The following is a 21141-nucleotide window of genomic DNA, read 5'->3' as shown; positions in this document are numbered from 1 at the left end:
ATCGTTGACTATTTAAGCCCCGAGCTGAGGGCAGTAGAACTCGATAAGGGTGCGCGTGAGTTGCTCGCCACGGATGGCTACGGCCTGCAGGTCTGCAGGTGCCATCCGGGCAAAGTTGGTCGGGTATGCGGCTACCTGCTCGCGCTCGACGAGGTCTGCGATCGGGATTGGTAGGCGGCTGTCACGCATCCCGAGGTAGGAGTACACGAATCCCTTCACGTGACCGGCTGCTGCCAGTTCATGGACCCGAGCGCGGGAACCGTCCTGATTGCGCGTGTGAGCAATCTCGAAGCTCCGCTTGAGTCTGCCCAGCATGAAGTTTGGTGCCCGAGGCGCCGTCCGGCCTGGGCCGGCGTCAACCGCGATTATGTAGTCGAGGTCGTACACGTGACTGGTGTGTTGCCTTGATCGTCCTGGGAGTAGCGGACTGATGCCGAGGTTGTCGTAGACGCCTCCGTCGGTCATCGACATCGTTTTGATGTGCTGGGTGCCGTCGGTCCGAGTGAAGGTGTAGGTGCGGTTCAGTTGGGGTAAGAGGACCGGGAACGCGGCTGAGGCGGCCACTGCGTCTGCGACTGGTACTGGTTCGATGATGGTGCCGTGTGGTGAACAGGACGAGACGTCGCTGCCGAATCGCACGGCATTGCCGGTTGACAGATCAGTTGCTGAGATGACGGTGCTCAACTTGGGGTGGGTGACCTGGGCCATTTCCTTGACGCCGAAGGCCCGGGAGGCTAGCGCATCGACGAGTGCTTCGGTTCTGCTGCTCTGGCGAGGGCGGTTCTTTCCGCCGGGCAGTGCCGCGGACGTGGCGCTCAGGATGTTGGTCATCGTTCTGCCCGGCGTGAAGGTGCGCTTGATGAGTTCCATCTGCAGGCCGCGGCCGAGGAGGTCGGTGACGGTTGAGTCGAATTCCCCAAAGTCCTCGGGTCCGTAGGCCCACATGGCCGTCAGCAGGCTGCCGCCGCTGATTCCTGAGACGACTCGCACGTCGGGCAGGACTCCGCGGTCGTGCAGCGCTCGTAGCGCTCCAAGTCCGAATGCGGTGGCACGAAATCCCCCGCCCGAGAGCGCCAGTCCGACACTTGGGCGCTCGGTCGCTGTGCTCACGGGCGCCTCCTGAGCCATGCCCACCAAGGCGAAGGGCGACCGATTGGTCCTGCGACCGGCTCAGCGCCACGGCGCACCCGCACGGGTCTGCCGGATCCGCCGCGGAAGTACCAGCCGGCGGGGAGCTGCTGAAGATTTAACCCACCCACGTACCCGGGATGTCCGCTGATGACCGGGCCGTCCGAGCGCGGCACGACCCTGAGGTAGACATCGGGTCGGGCTCCGGCCCCACCGTTGCGCCAAGTACTCCAGCTTCTCTCGTCGCCGCCCAGGATCATCATCAACGCCCGCCGAGTGGTCCCGTCCGGGGCAACGATCGATGCCATGCCCTGCTCATCCGTCGGACTCGGGTGCGCGCGCCCGAAGGGATGGCTGTGCCAGAAGCCGACGAACCCGCGGGTGTTCGCGGTGCGCCTGACCTCAGCGCTGACGCGTTCCTGCGTGCCTTCAACACCGTGGTGGAAGTAGGTCGCGGACAGGTAACTGTCCGGCGGCGGGCCCGTGACCTTGTCGATGTACACAATGCCGGTCGCGTCGTCGAGCGCCCCGAGGAGCATCCCTCCGGTCTCGATCTCCGGTGCCCGAACCCTAGCCCCCCGCTGGACTTCGGCGCGAGCTTCAGCAAGCGCTGTAACGCTCACCCGGACTTCGAACTCTCCTGATTCGTCGGTCTGCACGACGTCGGCTGGCCAGCTCACGCGCGAGGTACCGATCGTGGCCGCCGCCCCCATCCGGACGACGGAGGCGAAGGACACCTGCTCGTCGCCTACCGTCTCCCGGTGGCCGCGGTCAGCTGCGTGGAGAACCATCAGCGCTTCGTGAAGCATCATGCCTGCGAGCGCGGCCGACTGCGCTGCCGAGCCGACAAAGGTCGGCGAGGAGCAGCCGGGCTCGGGGAAGAACAACTTGGTGCGCGGAGTCGCTGGGAACAGGTCGTCGCCTATGTCGGCCCACTCGGCCGCCTTCGACGCGGCCAGGAGTGACACCTTACGGAACGTATCGGCCGCCGCGCCGGTCGCCGCCGGCAGGTTCGTGGTGACCAGACCGCGTTCGGCGTTGTGTCCGATGACCATCGTGACCAACGGTGGGCGTACGGCGGCGCCTTTCCGGGCTAACTCGATGTTGGAGCGAACTGACGCGTCAGCTGTCGCGTCGATGACCAGGTCGTACACGCCCAGGTCCTGGTCCGGCGCGAAGAACCCGGACCGCACGTTCCCGTGCGCCGGCGTGACATCAAGGTCATCACGGATGGCGGACAGGCGGCGTGCAAGCGCGCGGGCCTTCCCGAGGCCTATGTCGGCGTCGGTGTACGGCTGCCGGACCAGGATTCCGGGGTTCACTACGGCGTAGTCGGCGACGGTCAATTCCTTCACGCCAGCCCGGACGCAGAACTCCGACACCGGCGCCCCCAGTGCGCCCGACCCGAGCACCAGGACGCGTCGGCCGGCAAGCCAGCTCGACGGGGTGCCCTGGTCGCGGCGTTGGGTTACCTCCGGCCGCGTTTCCATGACCTGCATCCATGCGATCGCTGAGGAGTCGAACAGGCTGAAGGCCAGGTCGCGGACCTCGCCCTGAAGCTCGGCAGACTCTCTAGATACCCGCAGGTCGCGGATCCGCGCGAACAGGTCGGTGACCTTCGCGCTCAGGGCGTCCAGCTTCCACGCGGCCAGGTGGGCCAGGCGCACGTCTCCGTCCACCCGCCGGGACGGCGTGCCGACGAGCATCGCCGTGAACAGGGGCGCTTCCTCGTCAGTCGTCTCGTCCCAGGCGTCTCCCGCTGCCCTCGCATCCTGCTCGATCTGCCGGGCCCGCAACTTCCTGTTGATGTACGTACAGGCCGCCAGGTCGTTCAAGAGAGCGTCCCGGTCGTAGCCTGACTCAGCCAGTCCGGCACTGAGCGATTTCACGTCCTCGGGGTACTCGGATCCGAACTCGTCGGGCGTCAAGACAACCGGGATAGCGATCAAGGGTCGGTCACCGTGGAACACCTCGAAGGCATCGCCCTCGGCCCGAGCTACCGCCGTATCCATGTCGACCCACTCCAGGACGTCGACCCGCTTGCGTCGGCTGTTCACCGCGCACCAGGCCACCAGGGTGCCGACCTCCCTGCCGGACCCATCCACAGCCCAGGGCACTCGGTCGCCCAAGTTCGGGTGAACTAGCAGCCGACCAGCGTCGGCACTCGTGTACACAGCCGGCGGATGTAGCGGCTGACCCTCCGGGTCCAGCGTTCCGGCAGCCGCGTTCTCGACCCACTTCGACAGCCGGCCAATAAATCCGCGCATGCCGTCTGTCGGGCTCCACTCGACTGACGGCGCGGCGTACAGGCAAAGGGAACTTCCCCACTGGACGTGGGGCGTGCGGGCCCAGCGCTTGTGGACTGAGAACACACTCGGGGGCACGAACGGGAACCCGTCATTGATGATGACCTTGAACCGCTCCCGATCGCGCACCGTAATTCCGGTCGCCGTGTGCTCAAGCCCCGAGGTGTCGAGCGAGATAGTGAACGCGGTGTTCCCGTGGACGTTCGTCCACTCCTCCAGCACCTCGACCGCGCCGCCAGCTACCTCGACCAGGTCGAGGAGCTGACGGCGGGCGAGGTCGACGCCGTCAGCGGTCACGCCCGAACCCGACGGCAGTGGTGGGCGCGGCCTCGGAGCCCCTGTCGGCCTTGATGGCGGCCTGGACCCGCTCGGAGCCGGTCATGGCCGCTGTCCCGGAGACCGACACCACGCCACCGGCGTACCGGCCCGCTGCGGTGGCCGCCGCCGCGACCTCCGACAGCCGCCCGCGCTTGCGGCCAGCGGCCTTCGCCACGTCCGCGCTCTTGGCGGAGTGCTCGACGACCTCGTCCTCGACGATCTGGGCACCGTTCGCATCAATGCCGAGCACGACCGGCGACGGGTCCTCCACGGAGGGCCACTCCATCGTGCAGATGAATCGGTCGGAGTAGTCCTTGTACCGGTCGGCCGCCTTCTTGTGGGGTGGGTTGGCGCCGTCAACGTCCGCGGCCGGGATGGGGTGGCTGCTCGCGACGACCACCGAGCCTTCGCGGGCGTGCCGCTCAAAGGCTTCGAGGATGTCGGTTTTCAGGACGTCCTTACCGTCCTCACGCACGTACATCACGCGCTTGGAGCAATGGTGAGGAGCAAGCAGCAGATTCCACTCCAGGTACTGCTCTCTATCGTGGTCCTCGCTGTACTTGAAGATCTTCATGATCGTCTCGTATGCCAGGTCACCGAACAGCAACACCTTGCCGTCCTGACCGCCACCTTCGGTGAGTGTGACCTGCAGTGACAATGACGTCTCGTTGCGCGCAGCGGCACAGTCGTCCTTGAATGGCGCGTGGATGAAGGCCTCGAACCGGCCGGCGTAATCGACCCCATTGATCTTGGTGACGCTGATCCCCGGCTTCAGAAGGTACTCCTCCGGGAGGTCGTGGTAGGCGTGCTTGTGCTCGTCGGTGTCGTAGCCGACCACGAGGACACGGTCGCCCAGAGCGATCTCCTCGCCGTCGGCGACCGCCTTCTTCACCGCCTCGACGCGGCGCTTGACCTCCTCATGGAATGCCTTAGCGTCCTCGCACAGGTCGGCGTCATCGCCGTCGTCCAGGTACTCCCGCCACATCCGCGGAGTAGCCCACAGCTCGCCGATCGTCGCCTTGTCCAGCAAGTCGGCGAACCCGCTGCAGTGATCCTTGTCTGCATGCGTAAGCACGAACGCAGCCAGGAACGGACGACCGTCCGAACCGGTCGGCAACGCCTCCACCAGCAGGTCAACGACTGGCACCTCGGGGATGTCGTCGTCATCCGCCTTCGCGCGGTCGTTCAGGTCCACCTGCATCAGCACTTCGTCGGTGACCACCACCGTCGAACTGTCGCCTGTGCCGACCGGCCAGAACACCACACCCAGATCGGGAAGTTCCGTACTCACTAATACTCCTCGTCCTGAGGCAGGCCTGGTAGAAGCACGTACACGGACAGCTGCATAAAGTCTCCACAATGTGACGTCGGTGCCCAAGCGACGGCGCGCCGCCCGGGTCCGGGTGGCGTAGAAAGGCCGTGGCAGGGTTGAAAACCGGCAGAAAGGGCACGTTGCGGATGCGCGGAACCCGCCGCAGGCCCTAGGCTGCGGGCTCGGGCCCCGCCGTACCGAGGTGTCGGAAGCATCTCGGTGCGCGGGGTCTTCCGTTCATGCCGCACGTGTACAGGGTCCAGAGCGGCAGGCGGCCGGTGGGCCACCGCTCCGAGCGCCAGGGGTTGTGGGTACAGGGTTTGACCCGGACGGCGGCCCTGAATGGGTGGTTGGACGCGCCGACATCGGCTGGCGAGCAATCCTCGATGGCCTGCCACTCGCCGGCCGAACTGGCGTCCCTCGGCCGAGTGTGGCTGGTGTTGCCCGTGTGACTGTACCCGAGGTGCCTGGCGACCGCCAACTCCGTGTGAGGAAGGGTGACACTTCTAGGCTGTCGGTGTGAGATGGCAGCACACGGCTCTGCGCGCCTCTGTTGAGGTGACACCGATGCGTGCTAGAATTGATCTAGAAGTCCCGCCTGCCCTGATTGACGTGAATGACTACATCACCCGAAACGCCGGGTCGAGGCGAGAAGCGACCCGAGCCCGGCTGGTCCGTCCTGCTCGCCCGGAGGGTTGCTGCCGAGGTCCGGTACTGGCGTGAGCAACGCGGTATGACTGCGCTCCAGTTGGCGAGAAGAACTGCTCAGCTCGGATATCAGTTGCCCCGCAGTGTCCTTGCGAACCTGGAGAACAACCGGCGCGACACCGTCACTGTCGCTGAGTTATTGATCTTGGCTGCCGCGCTTGACGTCCCCCCAGTCCTGCTCATCGCACCGGTCGGACGTGAACGCGATATCGAGGTACTGCCCGCAACGCGAACCACACCGTGGCATGTCCGCGGATGGATCCACGGTGCGGTAGAACTCAACTACCAGGGCTTCTCGGCCACGATGTGGCAACAGAGCAGGCGAGCCATCACGCTCTACGACATCCACCGCCTTCTAGTCAGGGAACATCAACAGATCCAACGACGGATCCAGCAGTTGGCCGATCAGGAGCATCTCGTCGTTGGGGAGATCGCCTCGGATGACCTTCGTCTAAGCCGAGGCCCGCTGGCGGACTTCCTCACCGAACTCGCTTACAGTCTCGACCGCCTTCGCATGCATCGCGGCTTGATCAAGTCTGAGGGATTCCAGTTGCCCGACCTGCCACCAAGTGTCTCAGCGGCATTGAAGGAGACCGCACCAAGCGGCAGGCACCGCCATGCGACCGGAGATGATCAGGATGATCACCTCTTGCCACCACTGGTCTATCAGGAGTTGATGGCGTCTAGGCCAGACCTTGGCGGCGACGAACCGGACCAAGAATCGCGCGGGTGTTCGTCCTCATAACCCACCGGCTCGTGAGCCACCGGGAGGATGCCACTTGTCGTGGCGTCTGCGTCCGGATGGGCTGACTCGTCGCTTTGCGAAGCTGGTCAAGGACCTGGATCTGCCGCCGGTCCGGCTGCACGACCTGCGGCACGGCACCGCGGGGATCGCCGTATGCGGCCGATCATCTGGAACCGACGGCTGCGGTGGACCGTAATGAAGCCGCTGGCGACGGCGCCAGCACCGCCCACGGAGCGTGCCTGCGGTGGTCCTTCGGCTTACCGCTCTGATGGCGAGAGATTGGGTCCAAGTTTCTTGACGCTGATGAACTCGCTTGCGGAACGAAGCCACCTATTGATCATCGGCACGGTCTTCTGACTCTCGAGACGCGACCTGTCTGGGCATTGTCAGTGGGTTCCGGCAGACTCGGCAGTGCTGGCATGGGTTGTCGACGTGGTTGGTGGTCATGGGGATCACAGGCGAACGGATCAGGGCAGCACTGGACTCGAACCCGACGCTGACGCTGCTCAAGGCGTACTCACGAGACTGGGTGCTGCCCCTGTTCGCTGAGCATCTCGACCAAATCGACGGATCGGTGTCCGCAGAGTGGTTCCACGAGCGGGTTTCCGAGGCGCGCGAACAGGTCCCCGACTGGCAGGGCAGCGTCACACCGGCCGAACACTGCCGCGACTGGGTCGAGAAGCGCTGGCTGGAGACTGAGACGCTGAACGGACGTCTGAGATATCGCTTATCGCCCTACTCGCTACGAGCGCTGCGGTTCGTTCGTGAGCTTGTCGAGGGGGAGACGACCGTCAGTGGTGCCCGTCTCGGCTCCATCACCCACGCCGTGCGGCTCTTGGCCGACATGACGAACCCGGACCGGGACGTTCAAGTGCGGCGCATCGACCAGCAGATCGCCGAGTTGCGCAAAAGGCGCCAGGACATCGCTTCCGGCCGGGTGCGGCTGGCGACTCTGGAGGAGATGAAGCAGCAGCTGCGCGAGATCCTCGCCATGACCCGGTCGTTGCCGGCCGACTTCCGGCAGCTGCGCACGATGGTGGAGGACCGTCACCAGGAGGTCGCGCGGCGGGCGATGGTGCAGGGACCGCGCAAGGCGGACCTGGTCGAGGACTACCTTCGCGAGAACGACCTGCTGTCGAAGACGAGCCAGGGCACGGCATACCTCGGGTTCTCTCGGCTGCTGTCATCCCGGCAGACCGAACAGCTGCGCGCCGACATTGACCAGATCTTGGCCCAGGAGTTCGCGCGTGAGCACGTGACGGCCGCGCAGCGTGAAGAGCTCGACGGCATGCTGTCGACCCTTCTCGCCGCGGAACTGGACGTGCAAAGCAGCTACGTGCGCTGGTCGGCGTCGCTGCGTCGGTTTCTCACACGGGTCGCCCACGGCCGCCATCAGCGGCTGCTCAGCCTCGCCGACCGTGCTCTGCACGCCGGCGGCACCTGGGTGCAGGCCGAGCCAGGCCAGCGGTATGTGCCCCAAGACGTGCTCGGCGTCGGCCCCCTCGCCATCACCGACATCTCTCAAACTCAGCTTTGGCGTGACCACGGCCCTCAGGAAGTCGTCGTCGAAGTCACCGAACAGCGCACCACGTTGCCCACGGCGGACCGAGCCGCCCTGCGGCTGGCCGCCGGCACCAGCCCGCGTGCCGTCGGACGAACCATCAACAGGCTGCTCGCCAGCCGACCGGTGGTGACCGGTGCCGAGGTGTTCGACGCCACTGCGCCAGAGTTCCAGCGCCTGGGCACCCTGGTGAGCCTGCTCGACCTCGCCGTCATGCACGGGCAGGTCGATATCAACCTCGCCGAGACGGTGCGGCTGTCCGGAGACAGGGCCGCCGCACTGATGGCCACACTGCCTGCCCTCGTCTTCGACGCGCCCGTGCCGACCAAGGAGGTGCCATGAGCCACGGCATCGATGTCCTCGACGACTCGACGTCCGACGACGACCCGGACGAGTACGGCTTCGAGGGCGACGAGCCGGACGGCCTCGGTGGGTCGCGCCTGCCGACCGCGGCGCGTCGGGCGCTGGCGACGCTGCTGAACAACCGATTCATCACCCGCGGCCGCGACCGAGGGGCGTGGGAGGCGGTGCTGGCGTACGAGAACGAGATCCGTGAGCGTCTCGCTGACATGTACCTGCTCCTGACCGTGGATAGGGACTACGAGGTGGCGTTCAAGCGGCAGGACCCGGCCGAGGACGCGCCGAAGATGCTGCGCCGCGACAAACCGCTGCACCGTGACGCGTCCCTGCTGCTGATACACCTGCGCAAGGAGCACACGTACACGGACGCGACCGACGACCCAGTCGTGATCACCAGAGTCCAGGTGGCCGAATTCCTGCGCCCGTTCCGGGAGGACGGCGATGGCGACGAGGCCAGGTTCGAGCGCCGTGTGGACTCGGCCATCCGCGCGGTGACCGACTTGAAGCTGCTGACGGCGGATCCGGACGCGGACTACCTGTTCACCGTCTCACCCGCCATCGTTCCGCTGATCGGCTCGGACGAGGTCATGCGCATGGAGCGGTACTTCATTGAGGCGGCCCGGGCAGCGGGCGCAACCGACGAGAGGGACAACGCGGAAACCGCCGAGGATCCCGCATGACCACAACCGCGCCCCGCATCGCTGCCAATGAAAAGTCCGCTATCGCCGACGAGCATGACGCGGCGCAGTTCCGCATCAGCACGGTGCAGATCCTCAACTGGGGCGCATACTCGGGCCTGCAGACCATGACCGTAGCGCGGTCGGGGACCGCGATCGTCGGCCCGTCCGGGCGTGGCAAGTCCACCCTGCTGGACGCCATGGCCTCGGTGATCCTGCCGAACCCGCAAGAGTTCAACCAGGCCGCCCGCGACGACCGCGGCAAGAAGCGCGAACGGACCGTCTACTCGTACGCGCGCGGACACACCGACCAGAGAAGGGACGACAACCGGCGCTCCGCGACGACGAACTACCTGCGACCGCCCGGCGGGCCAGGCTTCCCCAGTGGCGCGGCGATCACCTGGGAAACCCGAGACGGGCGACGCGTCACCTCGTTTCGACTGGCGTGGGTCGGCCCGGACGCCGACGGCCCGGACGCGATCAACGGCGCCACCGTCTACGGATTCGTCAACGACCACTTCGACCTGACACAACTGCAAGGCCTCACCGCCATCCGCCAGGGAGCCTCCCCGCTGTCCAAGACCTCCCTGGAACGTCTCGTCGACCAAGACCGGGGCGACGTCGTGGACCCCTCACAGGCACGGGTGCACGCGAAAATGCGCAGCGTCATGGGGATGGGCTCCACCGACGAGTCGCAACGCCTGGCCATGCAGCTGCTACGGCGTGCCCAAGCGTCCAAGGGCATCTTCTCCATCAACGCCCTGTTCAAGGAATTCGTGCTCACCGAACCGCTCGCACTGACCCGGTGGGACGTCGCTCTCGAGGCGTACCGGGAGGCATCCCGGCTGTACGAGGAGTTCGAGTCAGCACGGCGCCGCACCGACACGCTCGCACCCCTTCCCACAATCGCCGAGAAGTACCGCGCCGCCGGCACCGATCTCGTGGCCAAGAGCCGACTGCTGAGGGCTGACGGTGACACCCCTGCGCGGATCGATGTGTGGCACGCGGAGAAAGTGGCCGAATGGGCTGACGCGGCCATCGACGACAACCGTCTCGCCAAAGCGGAGACAGACGAGGAGTACGCCACCGCCGTCAGGCTTGCCGAAGAGGCCGATCGGCGCGAGAAGGACACGATGAACCAACTCGTCGCGGCTGGCGGTGACCGTTCGAAAATCATCACCGTCCAGCTTGAGCGCGCGAGGGAGACGCTCGACCAAGTCGACGCAGAACGGCGTCAATTCGGTAGCCGCCTCGCATCCTTCGAGCTGCCGCTGCCCACCTCGCCAGGCGACGTGACACTGACGCACGTCAGCCTCGACCACCTCCTTGCCGAGGAAGAGAAAGCGCTCACGGTCGCCTCCGAGGCTGTCACCAAGGCCGCGGGAAAGCTCTGGCAGCTGCGCAAGGACGACGAGGTCAAACAGCGCGAGATAGCCGGATTGCGGGCACGACGCAGCCTCATCCCCGAGGACGCCGACGCGCGCCGCAACCGGATCGCAGCCGACCTTGGTGTCGACCAGAATCGGCTTCGGTACGCCGGAGAGCTGCTGCAGCTCAGACCCGAGCATCGGCGCTGGGAAAAGGCGGTCGTCGGCCTCCTACTGCCACTGTCGAGCACTCTGCTCGTCGACAACCGGGACTTCGCACGTGTACGCCGGTACGTGCACGACCACGACATGGGAGGATCGATCACCCTCGCACCGGCTGCCTCCGACGTGCCGAGCCGCACCCCGACAGACGGTAGCGTCCCGGCCCTACTCGACATCGCCGATCACCCATTCCGCGGGTGGCTCGCAGGCGAACTGAACGACACCGTCAACTATTACTGCGTGGAGACTGAGGCGGAGTTGGACAACCCGCGTCCCGATTGGGCTCGCGGCGCGATCACCCCGGCCGGCATGCGCAATGGCTCACGGCAACGATTTACCAAGGACGACCGTCGTCTGCGCTACCCCTGGCTCGGCTGGGACACTCGCCGGCTGCTGCAGGAGCTGGGCGACGAACTGGAGTCGATCCAGCGGGAGCTACGACTCGCCGAGGTGTCGTCGGATGAGGCAGACAAGCGACGCGAGCTCACACGCGGCCGAACACGGGAGCTGACAGCGCTGCGCGCCGACCTGACCTGGGACCGGATCGACACGACCGCTGCCCAACAGCGGATCAAGGAGTTCGAAAGACAGCTCGCCCAAGCCAACTCTCCCGAAGCCGCACAACTCGCTGACCTGTTGGACAAGCAACGTGGCGAGACGATCGCGGCAAGCAGTGAGGTGAAGCGACTCGAGAACGAACAGGAGGAGCTCGACACGAGTTGGGGCGATCTAGTGAGCGCGGTGGACGAGGCGAAGGACCGCGTCGAGGCAGCCCCGCCCCTGACTGACGACGAGCGTGCCGCGCTCGCCGCCACCCCGTTCGTCGCGCCGGCCGACACCACCGCCATCACGCAGAGCTTGAAGTCGGCCATCGAGCACCTGAGCGGGCAGATCGAACGGCACAAGAGTGATCGGGAGAAACACGAGGCGGCCGTTATCGGCTACATCGCCGCATACCGGAACCTGGACGAGCGAACCGCCCGGGAGACAGACGGCACGATCGACTCCCTGCCGTCGGTGCTGGCGATCTATGAGCAACTGGTGACCGACGACCTGCCCCGCGCCAAGGGCGCATGGCTGGCGAAGGTCGATGAGGACATGAACCGGCAGCTGCGCGGGCTGCTCGTGCAGATCGACGACGACACCCGGGCCATCAAGCGAGGGCTCGACCCGATCAACAACGTGCTGCGCCATGTGCGGTTCCGCGCTGACGCCACGCTAAGTATCGAATCAGTCGAGCGCCCGAGCAGCGACCTGAAAGACTTCCGTCAGATCATCATCCGGTACACCAGCAACACGATCGGATTGGACGCGAAGCGCAACGCCGAGCAGGTGGAGAGGTCCTTCACCCGCCTACGCAAACACCTTGCCAAACTCGACGACCCGTCGCGAGCCGGAGAGGCCTGGCGGCGGCGCGTGTTCGACGCCCGCGAACAGGTCGAGTTCCAAGCCATCGAAACCCGCCCCGACGGCATCAAAGTCGTGCATGACGGCGTCTCCGGGATGAGTGGTGGCGAAGGACAAGAGCTGATCGCGTTCATCCTCGGCGCCGCCCTACGGTTCCGCCTCGGCGAAGGCCACGAAGGCCCTCCCGCCTACGCGTCGGTCATCCTCGACGAAGGGTTCGTCAAGGCCGACAGCGACTACACCGGCAGAGCCCTATCCGCCCTGCAGGCCCTTGGCTTCCAGCTGATCGTCGGCGCTCCCCGCGAGAAGGCAACCGCCTTCGAGGACTACGTAGAGTCCGTCGCCTACATCAACATCGACGTCCGCGACCCCACGCGCGTGCGCATCTACCCCATGACAATGCAGGAGGCGCTACGCCTCGAGGAAGGGTAGAAACCATGCGACACCCGGCCGAGGTGCTGGAACAGGTACGCGTCCGATACCGCAAGAATTGGCGCGACTGGCTGCTACACGCAGACGAGACCGCCTTCTCGTTCCCCCTCGCCGCAGCGAACGCACAGGATATCGCCCGCGACTCGGAAACCGTCGGCCAGTGGCTACGGGCCTGGCGGAACTGGTCGGAAGCACACCCGGCCGCCCAGCTACGCACCGCCACCCGCCGCACCGTCATAGGCCCACAGGAGATCATCACCCACCTGGACGTATCCACGATCACCGACCTCGTGGCCCTCGATGAGAACCTCAACGACCACTGGCGGCGGGCCACCGCCCGATGGGCGCGCCTCGCCACCCTGCCCGGAGGCCTGGTCACCGAACGGATACGCCCGCACCTGCAGCAGATCATCGACCTGGACGACGCCGATTTCGAAATCCTGATCAAATCCGCCGTCTGGTTCACTGAGAACCCCCGGTCGGGACTAACCATCCGGCAGGTGCCCATCCTGGGAATGCACACCAAGTGGCTTGCCCGCCATCGCCGGCTCATCCTGGCCTGCCTCAACATCACGGAAAATCCGCACGTCAGCAGCGACCAGCCAGATGAGGAGTTGGAACAGCACGACCTGGATCCGCTCGGGCTAAAGGCCCTGCCCGTGCACATCGACGTGATCCTGGCCGACCCCGCCGACCGTGCCCGGGTGGGCGGCCTGCGACACCTCAGAGCGCCACTACCAGAGATCGACGCACTACCCATCCGTCCTGAGACAGTCATGATCGTCGAAAACAAGGAATCCGCGTACCTCGTCCCGGACCAGCCACGGACCGTGGTCATCCACTCGCTAGGCAACCACCTCAACGTCCTAGACGACATCGCGTGGCTGCACGTGGCGCGTCATCTCTACTGGGGAGACCTTGACCGCGCCGGATTCCTCCTACTGTCACGTGCACGTGCTCGGTTGCCGCGCCTCGCCTCCGTCCTCATGGACCCCAACACGCTCGAAGAACACAAAGCTCTTGCAGTCGAGGACAAGACGCAAGCCGATCCGCCGCTTTCCAATCTGACCGACACCGAAACCTCGGCCCTGGCCGCTCTATCCACGGAGCAGGGGAACTGCGTGCGCCTGGAGCAGGAGCGCCTCCCCTCGCCGTTCGTCCTCGACCGGCTTGGCCGTGCCATGTAAGGACTCGGTACCGACGAAGTGCTTTGAAGGCTGCGAACCGAGACAGATTCGCCGAGCCAGCAAGGCAGACGCCGCCTCAGCCAGCGCGCCCCGCGCTGAGGCAACCCGCCACCATGTCCTAAGCGGCCTTCTACGGCTGGCATCCCTCCGCACCCCGCCAGCCCCGCGCCGTCACCGCTAAAGCCGTCGCTGCAGCCCGGCCTGGCGCAACACGCGGCAGACCGGCTCGACTTCGCCGAAGCGGGCCCAATGCTCGTCGCGAATCTCACGAGGTGCCGCTCCTCTTACAGATCCGCTCGAGGGAGAAGTCCAAGTGCAATGTTCAACTCCTGGCGCAGTTCAGCAACGTGCGTGGCTGTCAGAGTGACAACGGTGGACTTGTCGCCCGCCAGTATGGCCGGCGGATGGACGATCACCGACGGGCAGCTCACCCTGTTCAACCCGGCCTCGGTCATCGTGTCCCGGTATCGACGCCGCAGCGTGATCCCCAACCCCTGGACGCCTTCGACGCGTCGCTTGACCCAGCCGGCGTGAGTCTGTGGAGAGCCGGATGCAGCGAGAGTGGCACGTCCGGTTCGGAGGGCGGGCCGAAGAAACGGACCGGTCGAAAGGCCGGCACCGCGCTTCGACCCGACCCAACTGGGGGCGGTTGGCGCGTCGTGATGTGTGGTTAACGCGGGAGGTTCGGTGGCAGATTGTCACGCGTGCTGGTGACTCGGAGACGGGCCAGGTCCTGCGGTGGGCATTTGACAGCGAGGCGGAAGCTCGGGCGATGGTTCGGCGACTTCTTGCGAGCGGCGGTGGTCAGTGGCGTGAGCAAACCGGTGATGCGGCCACGGCCCCTCGGCCTCAGGATTAGCTGCCGTGGATGACCCTGCCCTACAGGAGGTGAGATGGCGGCGGTTGGGGGAGCGGAGGTGGGGTTGCCGCTGGCGCGGACCTGGTGGCGACTGTGACCAGCCGGCGGACAGCGTGATCGGATCGTCGTAGCGGCGGCATGTGACAGGTTCCTGTTCAGGTGGCAGGGCTGCGGGTTGTCGGGCTGGCTCCGTCAGATGGCGATGTCCTGTTGGTGGGACGTCGTCGTGGGGCGGGTCGTGTTGAGGGGCCACGCGTCGTTGCCGGGGTCCGGGTTGCGGCGCATCGGGTGGATGGTTGGTCCGTCCGGGAGTGTGATCGTCGGGCGTGGGGTGTAGCCGTGGCGGGCATACAGGTTTTGGGCTGCGGTGGTGGTGTCGGTCCAGGAGGGTAGGTCGACGCGGTCGATGCGGTTGCGGTGGTGGGCGAGCATGGCGGTGCCCCGCCCGGTGCGCTGCGCCTTGGGCTGAATGGCGAGGAATGCCAGGTGGTAGTGGGGTTCGGTTGGTCGCCGCAGGGACAGCGTCTGGTCGAGGATGTCGAAGCGGTCGGCGTGTGGGCCGGCGGCGTCGGTTAGCCGAATTGGGTAGTTGGCGGGTGGGGGTATGGGCCGGTAGCGGTGGAAGCCGACGGTGGCGGCGGTGAGGTCGTCGGTGAGGTAGATGTCGCCGAAGAACATGGCGTGTTCCACCCAGATGGCGAGGACGTCGGCGAGGATGCGGCGGCGTTGTGCCGGGTCGGGTACGAGCCAGGCGGCGAGTGGGCTGGGGTGCAGGGCGTCGGCGATGAGGGCGGCGACGGGGTCCTTGTCGGCCCAGCGGGCGGCGCGGATGCGGGGGACGGTGTCCATGGCAGGGGGCTCCTGTGCGGGTGGGGTCAGCGGTAGGTGGCGGTGGCGAGGTCGCCGAGGGCGGCGTCGACGGTGGCGGTGATGTCGCGTATCGGGCGGTGGTGCTGGTTGGCGATGGTCTTCAGGTGCGCGGTGAGGGCGGTGGTGTCGTCGTCGAGGTAGAGGTACGGGGTGAGGCCGAGGACGGCGACGAGGCCGGCGAGGGCGGCGGTGTGGTTGTCGGGTTGCTCGCGTCTGGCGGCGAGGTAGCGCAGTCGGGCTCGGGCGACGATGGCCCATTTCGTGTCTGCGGCGATGTAGGTGTCGGCGCGGACGAGGCCGCCGAGGCGCCGGCGGGTGGTGTGGCGCAGGATTCCGGCGGCGACGAGGCCGGCGCGGGTGCGGTCGTACAGGTCGTGGGCGAAGCCGCGGAGCCACACCTTCAGCGGCGGGGCCGTGTGGGCGTAGCGGATGGAGGCGAGTGCGGTGTCGGCGATCAAGTCGCCGACCGGCCGGTCGATGTGCAGACGGAGCCGTTGCTCGCCGGCAGGGTGGGCTGGGTCGATGTGATCGAGGTCGACTCGTCCGGCGAGGAACATGTCGATCAGGACGGCTCCGGACAGGCCGAGCGCGAGGGCGTCGCGGTGCAGGTGGGGGTGGCCGGTGTCGTCGTTGTGGCCGAGCAGGAACAGCTCATCCCGCAGGGGCAGGCGGGGAACCGACGCCGTCACGATCCGCCTCCGACTGCCGTCGCGGTCGCGAGCTGCCGCAACCGGTCGTGCGCCCCGCCATACGGCTCGGACGCGGAGGGGAGCAGGGTCTTGGCGACGGCGGCCAGGATCGTGTAGTTGGGGTCGCACACGTTGCCGATCGGCGCCCGTCCCGCCTGCGACACGAGTTGATAGGCATCAAGGGGGTCGAGGCCGGTGAGGGTGGCGGTCCAGCCGACCAGGTCGTGGTGGGCGATCCGGTAGGCGTCCTCGAGAGGGCGGGCCGCTCCGATGGACATGATCTCGCGGTCGCTTTCCAGCCGCGGCCACGGCGTGGACACGCCTTTGATCACGTCGACGATGAGGGTGGTGGTGGTCGCGATTTCGACCGCGACGCCGCAAGCTTCTCCCTCGCCTTGGCGGGCGTGTCCGTCGCCGAGGGCGAGCATCGCCCCGTGCACGGCCACACCCAGGTAGAGGGTGGTCCCGGCCCGTATCTCGGGGGTGTCGAGGTTCCCGCCGTGGGCGTCGGGGACGGTAGTGGAGCGGGCTTCGAAACCGCCCGGGGCGACGCCGATCGTGCCGATCACCGGGTCCAGCGGCAGGTCAACAGTGTGGTCGCTAACAGTGGCCTGGTACCGCACCACGCCGGCGGGCCGGTCGATCTCGTACACCCACACCCGCTCCTCCAATGGTGGTTGCAGGGTGGGGGTGTGTGGCGTGGAAGTGAGGGCGCCGAAGTGCGGGAACGTCGCGGACACACCCCAGTCCCGGGCCGGGGTGATGGAGACGACGTGGATGGCGAGGGTGTCTCCGGGCTCGGCGTCCTCGATGAAGAACGGCCCCGACACCGGATTGAGGTAAGGCATACGGCACACCCGGGACGGCAGGTCCGCCGGACCGCGGACGAGGCCGCCGAAACAGTCCTCCGTGACCACCTCAAGCAGGTCACCGGAGCGCAGGTGCGCGACGGGCATGCGGCCGCCGAAGGTGTAAGCGAACCTGTCCCGCACCGGCCGGTACACGATCCTGTCCATGCCGCTCACACCCGCTCCACGTCACGCCGCGACTGCCGCCGAACAGGCGCCAGACCCGAGAGCGCCGGCCGGCGGCTGGTCGCGTAGAGGCCGGCGAGGACCAGCACCCCGAGGGCCAGCCAGGCCAGGCCGAGGCGTTGCGCGGCGATGTTGGCGTTGACCACGACGTAGGCCAGGATCGCGAACCCGACCCCGGGCATCACCAGATGCGCCCACAGCTTCCGGCTGCGGCCGCGGATCACATGGTGGACCACCACGCAGATGTGCAGGACGAGGAAAGCGACCATCGCCCCGAAGTTGATCAGCGACGACAGCAGCGTGATCCCGTCCGCCCGAGTGGCCATGTACAGGCCGAGTGCGAGGGACACCGCGCCGGTGAGCAGCGTCGCGTTGATCGGCACGCTCCGCCGCAGCGACACCTTCGACAGGAAGCGGGGGAGTTGCCGGTCCCGGGCCATCGCATACAGCAGCCGAGACGTGGCGACCTGCGCGACCATCGAGTTCGGCAAACCCCACGCCACCGCCGTCGCCACCGCGCACACCGTCGCCAACCAGCTCCCGCCCGCCACCGCGGCCGCGCTGTAGAACGCAGTCCCATCCGGGTCGCCGGCGGCCTGCAGTCCCGTGGGGTCGGGGACGAGCATGGCGGCCAGCCACGTCTGCGCGATGAACAGCACCCCCGCCAGGACCAGGACGCCGGCCATCGCCCGGCCGATCTGCCGCGACCCGTCCCGGGTCTCCTCGGCCAGCATGCTGATGCCATCGAAACCGAGGAACGACAACACCGCGATCGACACCGCCCCCGCAACCAGTGACCAGGTGAACGTGTCCGGGTTGTAGAACGCATCCCCGCTGAACCGGCCCTTGCCCACCGCCAGCGCCCAACCCGCGACCGCGAGGAAAACTGCCAAGACGATCAGCTCACCGACCAGCATGACCCGGGTGACGACCGCGGTCATCCGGATACCAACCGAGTTGACGACCGTGTTCACCGCGACGAATCCGAGCAGCCACACCCACACCGGCACCGCCGGCACGCTCGCGTGCATCGCCACCGACGCCACCAGATACAACAGCCCCGGCACGAGCACGTAATCGAGCAGGATCACCCAACCCGCCAGGAAACCCACCGGCGGGCTGATACCGCGCCCGGCGTAGTTGTAGACGCTGCCCGACATCGGGAACGCCTTCACCATCTGCGCGTAAGAAAAGGCCGTGAACACCAGCGCCACCACACCGATCGCGTACGCCAGGGCCACCATCCCGCCAGAGCCGGCGTAGACACTGCCGAAGATCGCCATCGGCGCGATCGGCACCATGTACACGAGGCCATAGGCCAGCACGTCCCGCAATCGCAGCTGCCGACTCAACTCCTGCTGATAGCCATAGCGCGACAGCTCTTCACGGTCGAACATCAGTAGACCTCTCGGAAAGATCAATTAGGGGAGGTGCCTCATCACGCGGCCGCGTGGTACCTGATAGGGCATGGCGTCATCAGGGCCTGCCGTGGCGGGACACAGGAACACCCAACGGAAGGCGCACCGGTGTCGGAAAGGGCTGACCCGGAACTACGACAGTCCGCTGACAGGCGAGATACCCGCGTAACCGCCCGGCACTGAGTGATGATCGCTTCAGCGCCGTCGGACGCCGGCCACTACGCCAGCAATCCCGGTGACACCGCTCTGCTCTGCTGCTGAGGATGGCTGTCATCCAGGTGCGCGAGATGACCTTCGGTGGCCGACGTCGCCTGCCGCCCCAGCCTCGCGAGATCTTCACCACGACCGTGGGTAGTGAGGGGCCATTCCGGCGCGCCGAACGCAACGCTGGGTGAGGGCGAGTCGTAATGAGGCGAGCTTCTTGAGCATCTAAGGGCTGGTGAAAGTGTGTCGGCAAGCTGTCGAAGGAAGTATTGACAATCTGCCGACATCATCGGTGGCCGGGCCGAAGGCCAGAACGAATAAGATCACCACTAGGGCTGGTCAGTTGCTGATCCGGCAACTGAATCTCCGCCGAGCAAGCGAGTTGCGTGACCTGCCGATGAGTAGTCTGCTGGTTGTACTGTGACGAGGAGCGATGCCTGACGTGACTGACCTTGATGAAGGCTGGCAGCAGCTCGGCCGTCAGCTCGCTCGTCTACGCGCCACCGCTGGCTACACCCAGCACTCTCTTGCGCCACTGGTTCATTACGGGCGTAGCACCATCGCTAACGTGGAGGTTGGCCGGCAACGAACTCCACGACGCTTCTGGGAGCGCTGTGACGAGGTGCTCGGCGCTGGCGGGCAGCTGACAGCAGCGTTCGATCAGTTGCAGAGGCTTCGGCAGGAGGCCGGACGCAGGGAGTGGCCAGCACAGGCCTTCAACGGTGTGCCGCACGTCGGTCAGCTCCAGCCCGAGCCCGCGAAGGAGCAGGAGATGCACCGGCGAGAGTTCATAGGAGCCGCAGCGATGCTCGCAGTGTGCGGCGCGGCAGCCGCGGCTTCCACAACAGGGCGTCGCATCAGCCGGGAAGACGTAGAGGAGTGCGCCCGGCGTACCGCTCGGCTGCGCCGACTCGACAACTACCTCGGTGGTGCCGATACCCTCCGCCTCTACGAGGCTGAGCTGGCCGGGACGATGACGTTGCTCCGAACGACGTCGTTCAGCCCGGCAACCGCGAAGGCCTTGTTGTCGCTACTGGCCGAGCAGACCCAACTTGCGGGCTGGGCAGCCTTCGACGCAGGTCATGACATGTACGCGACTGCCCTCTTCAACACCAGCCGGTCCATCGCGGTGCAGGCGCAAGACGTGCTCCTAGGGGCCAACGCCTTGGCGTTGCTGGCCTATCTAAGGGCGAGCCGTGGCCAGCCTGACATCGCCACCGCCGAAGCATCACGCCTGCCCGCGAACGCCGGTGCGGATCCCGCCGTCCGCGCCCTGCTGCTTGAGCGGCTGGCGTTTACCCACGCGGTTGCCGGCCAGGAAAAAGAAGCCGCCGCCGCCTTGGACGCAGCGCACGGTGCGCTCGACAGCACCGAGGTCGGTACCACTCCAGACTGGGCGGCATGGGTTGACCACGACGAAGTTCGGATCATGACCGGTCGGGTCTGGACCGAACTAAGGCGTCCGCTCCGCGCCCTACCTGAGATGGAGACGGCCCTCGAACGGTTTGATGACACCTGTGCCAGGGACAAAGCGTTCTACTCCACCTGGCTGGCCGAGGCCTACCTCGACGCCGGCGAGGTCGAACAAGCGGCGATCGTGATGAAACGTTCGAAGCGGCTCTGCGAAGGTGTCGCTTCCCCTCGTCCCGCTGCTCGTATTGCCGTCGTCCATGAACGTCTCCTGCCCTACCGAGACGTGGCCGCAGTAGCGGAGTCGCTGGGATAGAGGGCTGATGCATCAGGTGTTTTCAGAGCCTTCCGCTGTTCCCGTGGTCGTGCATACCCACCTCAGGTAGGCGGCTGATCCCGCGACGACTGGCACCGCCGCAATCTCCGGGTTGGTCCACTCATGGTGCTCTCGGAGGTAGCGCTCCAACTCCGGGTACCGCGCGCTGCTGGACCTGAGCACCACCTGCCACTCCTGGCCGGTGCCAAACGTGTCCTCGTGCCAGAACACGGCCTCCACTGGTCCGATGACCTGGCCACCAGCCGCCAACCGGGCACGGACGGCGCCCTGCGCCAACCGCAGCGCGGCCTCCTGGCTACCGGCCGCCGTGTACACCTGCAGAACATCACTCATGGCAGCGACCCTACGTACTGCCTTCATCGGCACACCGCCCGCATCACCTGTACTAACAGCAAGCGGCGACACCATCGCAAGCCAGGACCGGCCTGTCAGTTCGCTGATCTCGGCGGAGTCAGCGGCGACGGCAATAGGCGACTTGATCGCCGGCCGTGCTGGCGACGGTTCACCCGCCACGATTGTCGGAGGCTTGTCAGCGTTCGCCTCCGCCGCTGCCCGACACTGGGAGTAGCGACGTTGACTCACGTCTGTCA

14 protein-coding genes are annotated in these 21141 nt (G+C 66.5%); 6 read left to right on the top strand and 8 right to left on the bottom strand.

Going from position 1 to position 21141, the window contains the following annotated elements:
* Window positions 1–12 precede the first annotated feature (12 nt).
* The 3 genes from GA0070609_RS16845 to GA0070609_RS16835 are packed head-to-tail and all read right to left on the bottom strand — an operon-like array spanning window position 13 to window position 5043.
* Window positions 13–1110, bottom strand: coding sequence for a patatin-like phospholipase family protein (locus GA0070609_RS16845; protein ID WP_197700162.1), 1098 nt, complete (start codon window positions 1108–1110; stop codon window positions 13–15).
* Window positions 1107–3731 (bottom strand): ThiF family adenylyltransferase, encoded by a 2625-nt coding sequence (locus tag GA0070609_RS16840; RefSeq protein WP_088994660.1) that lies wholly within the window; start codon window positions 3729–3731, stop codon window positions 1107–1109. The genes GA0070609_RS16845 and GA0070609_RS16840 overlap by 4 nt, the downstream gene beginning before the upstream one ends.
* Window positions 3721–5043, bottom strand: coding sequence for a ComEC/Rec2 family competence protein (locus tag GA0070609_RS16835; protein ID WP_157748225.1), 1323 nt, complete (start codon window positions 5041–5043; stop codon window positions 3721–3723). Before GA0070609_RS16835 ends, GA0070609_RS16840 begins: the two co-directional genes overlap by 11 nt.
* A gap of 637 nt (window positions 5044–5680) precedes the next feature.
* On the opposite strand from GA0070609_RS16835, the gene GA0070609_RS16825 reads away from it, so the two are divergent.
* The 5 genes from GA0070609_RS16825 to GA0070609_RS16805 all read left to right on the top strand — a co-directional run bounded on the left by GA0070609_RS16825 (window position 5681) and on the right by GA0070609_RS16805 (window position 13730).
* Entirely contained in the window at window positions 5681–6517 is an 837-nt protein-coding gene (locus GA0070609_RS16825) for a helix-turn-helix domain-containing protein (protein ID WP_088994657.1), read from the top strand.
* A gap of 445 nt (window positions 6518–6962) precedes the next feature.
* Window positions 6963–8420, top strand: coding sequence for a DUF3375 family protein (locus GA0070609_RS16820; protein ID WP_157748223.1), 1458 nt, complete (start codon window positions 6963–6965; stop codon window positions 8418–8420).
* A complete protein-coding gene (locus tag GA0070609_RS16815; protein WP_088994655.1) occupies window positions 8417–9118 on the top strand; it encodes a DUF4194 domain-containing protein in 702 nt (233 codons plus the stop codon). Before GA0070609_RS16820 ends, GA0070609_RS16815 begins: the two co-directional genes overlap by 4 nt.
* Window positions 9115–12543 (top strand): ATP-binding protein, encoded by a 3429-nt coding sequence (locus GA0070609_RS16810; protein ID WP_088994654.1) that lies wholly within the window; start codon window positions 9115–9117, stop codon window positions 12541–12543. The genes GA0070609_RS16815 and GA0070609_RS16810 overlap by 4 nt, the downstream gene beginning before the upstream one ends.
* Window positions 12544–12548: 5 nt before the next feature.
* Window positions 12549–13730: a Wadjet anti-phage system protein JetD domain-containing protein gene (locus GA0070609_RS16805; protein WP_088994653.1), complete on the top strand. Its 1182-nt coding sequence runs from the start codon at window positions 12549–12551 to the stop codon at window positions 13728–13730.
* A 1051-nt stretch (window positions 13731–14781) separates the two neighbouring features.
* Here the strand turns inward: GA0070609_RS16805 and GA0070609_RS16800 are convergent.
* Genes GA0070609_RS16800 through GA0070609_RS16785 form a run of 4 tightly spaced genes read right to left on the bottom strand, consistent with a single transcriptional unit; the run spans window position 14782 to window position 18579 of the window.
* Window positions 14782–15438 (bottom strand): GNAT family N-acetyltransferase, encoded by a 657-nt coding sequence (locus tag GA0070609_RS16800; protein ID WP_088994652.1) that lies wholly within the window; start codon window positions 15436–15438, stop codon window positions 14782–14784.
* Between the two features lie 26 nt (window positions 15439–15464).
* Window positions 15465–16148, bottom strand: a complete 684-nt coding sequence (locus GA0070609_RS16795; RefSeq protein ID WP_088994651.1) for a GOLPH3/VPS74 family protein — start codon at window positions 16146–16148, stop codon at window positions 15465–15467.
* Window positions 16145–17164, bottom strand: a complete 1020-nt coding sequence (locus GA0070609_RS16790) for an acetamidase/formamidase family protein (protein ID WP_408630670.1) — start codon at window positions 17162–17164, stop codon at window positions 16145–16147. The genes GA0070609_RS16795 and GA0070609_RS16790 overlap by 4 nt, the downstream gene beginning before the upstream one ends.
* A 5-nt stretch (window positions 17165–17169) precedes the next feature.
* Window positions 17170–18579: an APC family permease gene (locus tag GA0070609_RS16785; RefSeq protein WP_088994649.1), complete on the bottom strand. Its 1410-nt coding sequence runs from the start codon at window positions 18577–18579 to the stop codon at window positions 17170–17172.
* 658 nt (window positions 18580–19237) lie between these two features.
* Between GA0070609_RS16785 and GA0070609_RS16780 the strand changes: the two genes are divergently transcribed.
* On the top strand, window positions 19238–20530 hold the full coding sequence (locus GA0070609_RS16780) for a helix-turn-helix domain-containing protein (protein ID WP_088994648.1): 1293 nt from the start codon (window positions 19238–19240) through the stop codon (window positions 20528–20530).
* A gap of 12 nt (window positions 20531–20542) precedes the next feature.
* On the opposite strand, the gene cutA is transcribed toward GA0070609_RS16780, so the two are convergent.
* Window positions 20543–20884 (bottom strand): divalent-cation tolerance protein CutA, encoded by a 342-nt coding sequence (cutA, locus tag GA0070609_RS16775; RefSeq protein ID WP_088994647.1) that lies wholly within the window; start codon window positions 20882–20884, stop codon window positions 20543–20545.
* Window positions 20885–21141: the final 257 nt, after the last annotated feature.

This window comes from Micromonospora echinaurantiaca, from assembly GCF_900090235.1.
In the GTDB taxonomy this organism is placed as follows: Bacteria; Actinomycetota; Actinomycetes; order Mycobacteriales; family Micromonosporaceae; genus Micromonospora; species Micromonospora echinaurantiaca.
This window is presented reverse-complemented; position numbering and strand designations above follow the sequence as displayed.

Bases quoted from the DNA above. Each gene is read 5' to 3' on its own strand.
- GA0070609_RS16805 (WP_088994653.1), top strand. From the start codon at position 12,549: ATGCGACACCCGGCCGAGGTGCTGGAACAGGTACGCGTCCGATACCGC.
- GA0070609_RS16790 (WP_408630670.1), bottom strand. From the start codon at position 17,164: ATGGACAGGATCGTGTACCGGCCGGTGCGGGACAGGTTCGCTTACACC.
- GA0070609_RS16780 (WP_088994648.1), top strand. From the start codon at position 19,238: ATGCCTGACGTGACTGACCTTGATGAAGGCTGGCAGCAGCTCGGCCGT.
- GA0070609_RS16825 (WP_088994657.1), top strand. From the start codon at position 5,681: ATGACTACATCACCCGAAACGCCGGGTCGAGGCGAGAAGCGACCCGAG.
- cutA (WP_088994647.1), bottom strand. From the start codon at position 20,884: ATGAGTGATGTTCTGCAGGTGTACACGGCGGCCGGTAGCCAGGAGGCC.
- GA0070609_RS16800 (WP_088994652.1), bottom strand. From the start codon at position 15,438: ATGGACACCGTCCCCCGCATCCGCGCCGCCCGCTGGGCCGACAAGGAC.
- GA0070609_RS16810 (WP_088994654.1), top strand. From the start codon at position 9,115: ATGACCACAACCGCGCCCCGCATCGCTGCCAATGAAAAGTCCGCTATC.
- GA0070609_RS16815 (WP_088994655.1), top strand. From the start codon at position 8,417: ATGAGCCACGGCATCGATGTCCTCGACGACTCGACGTCCGACGACGAC.
- GA0070609_RS16820 (WP_157748223.1), top strand. From the start codon at position 6,963: ATGGGGATCACAGGCGAACGGATCAGGGCAGCACTGGACTCGAACCCG.
- GA0070609_RS16785 (WP_088994649.1), bottom strand. From the start codon at position 18,579: ATGTTCGACCGTGAAGAGCTGTCGCGCTATGGCTATCAGCAGGAGTTG.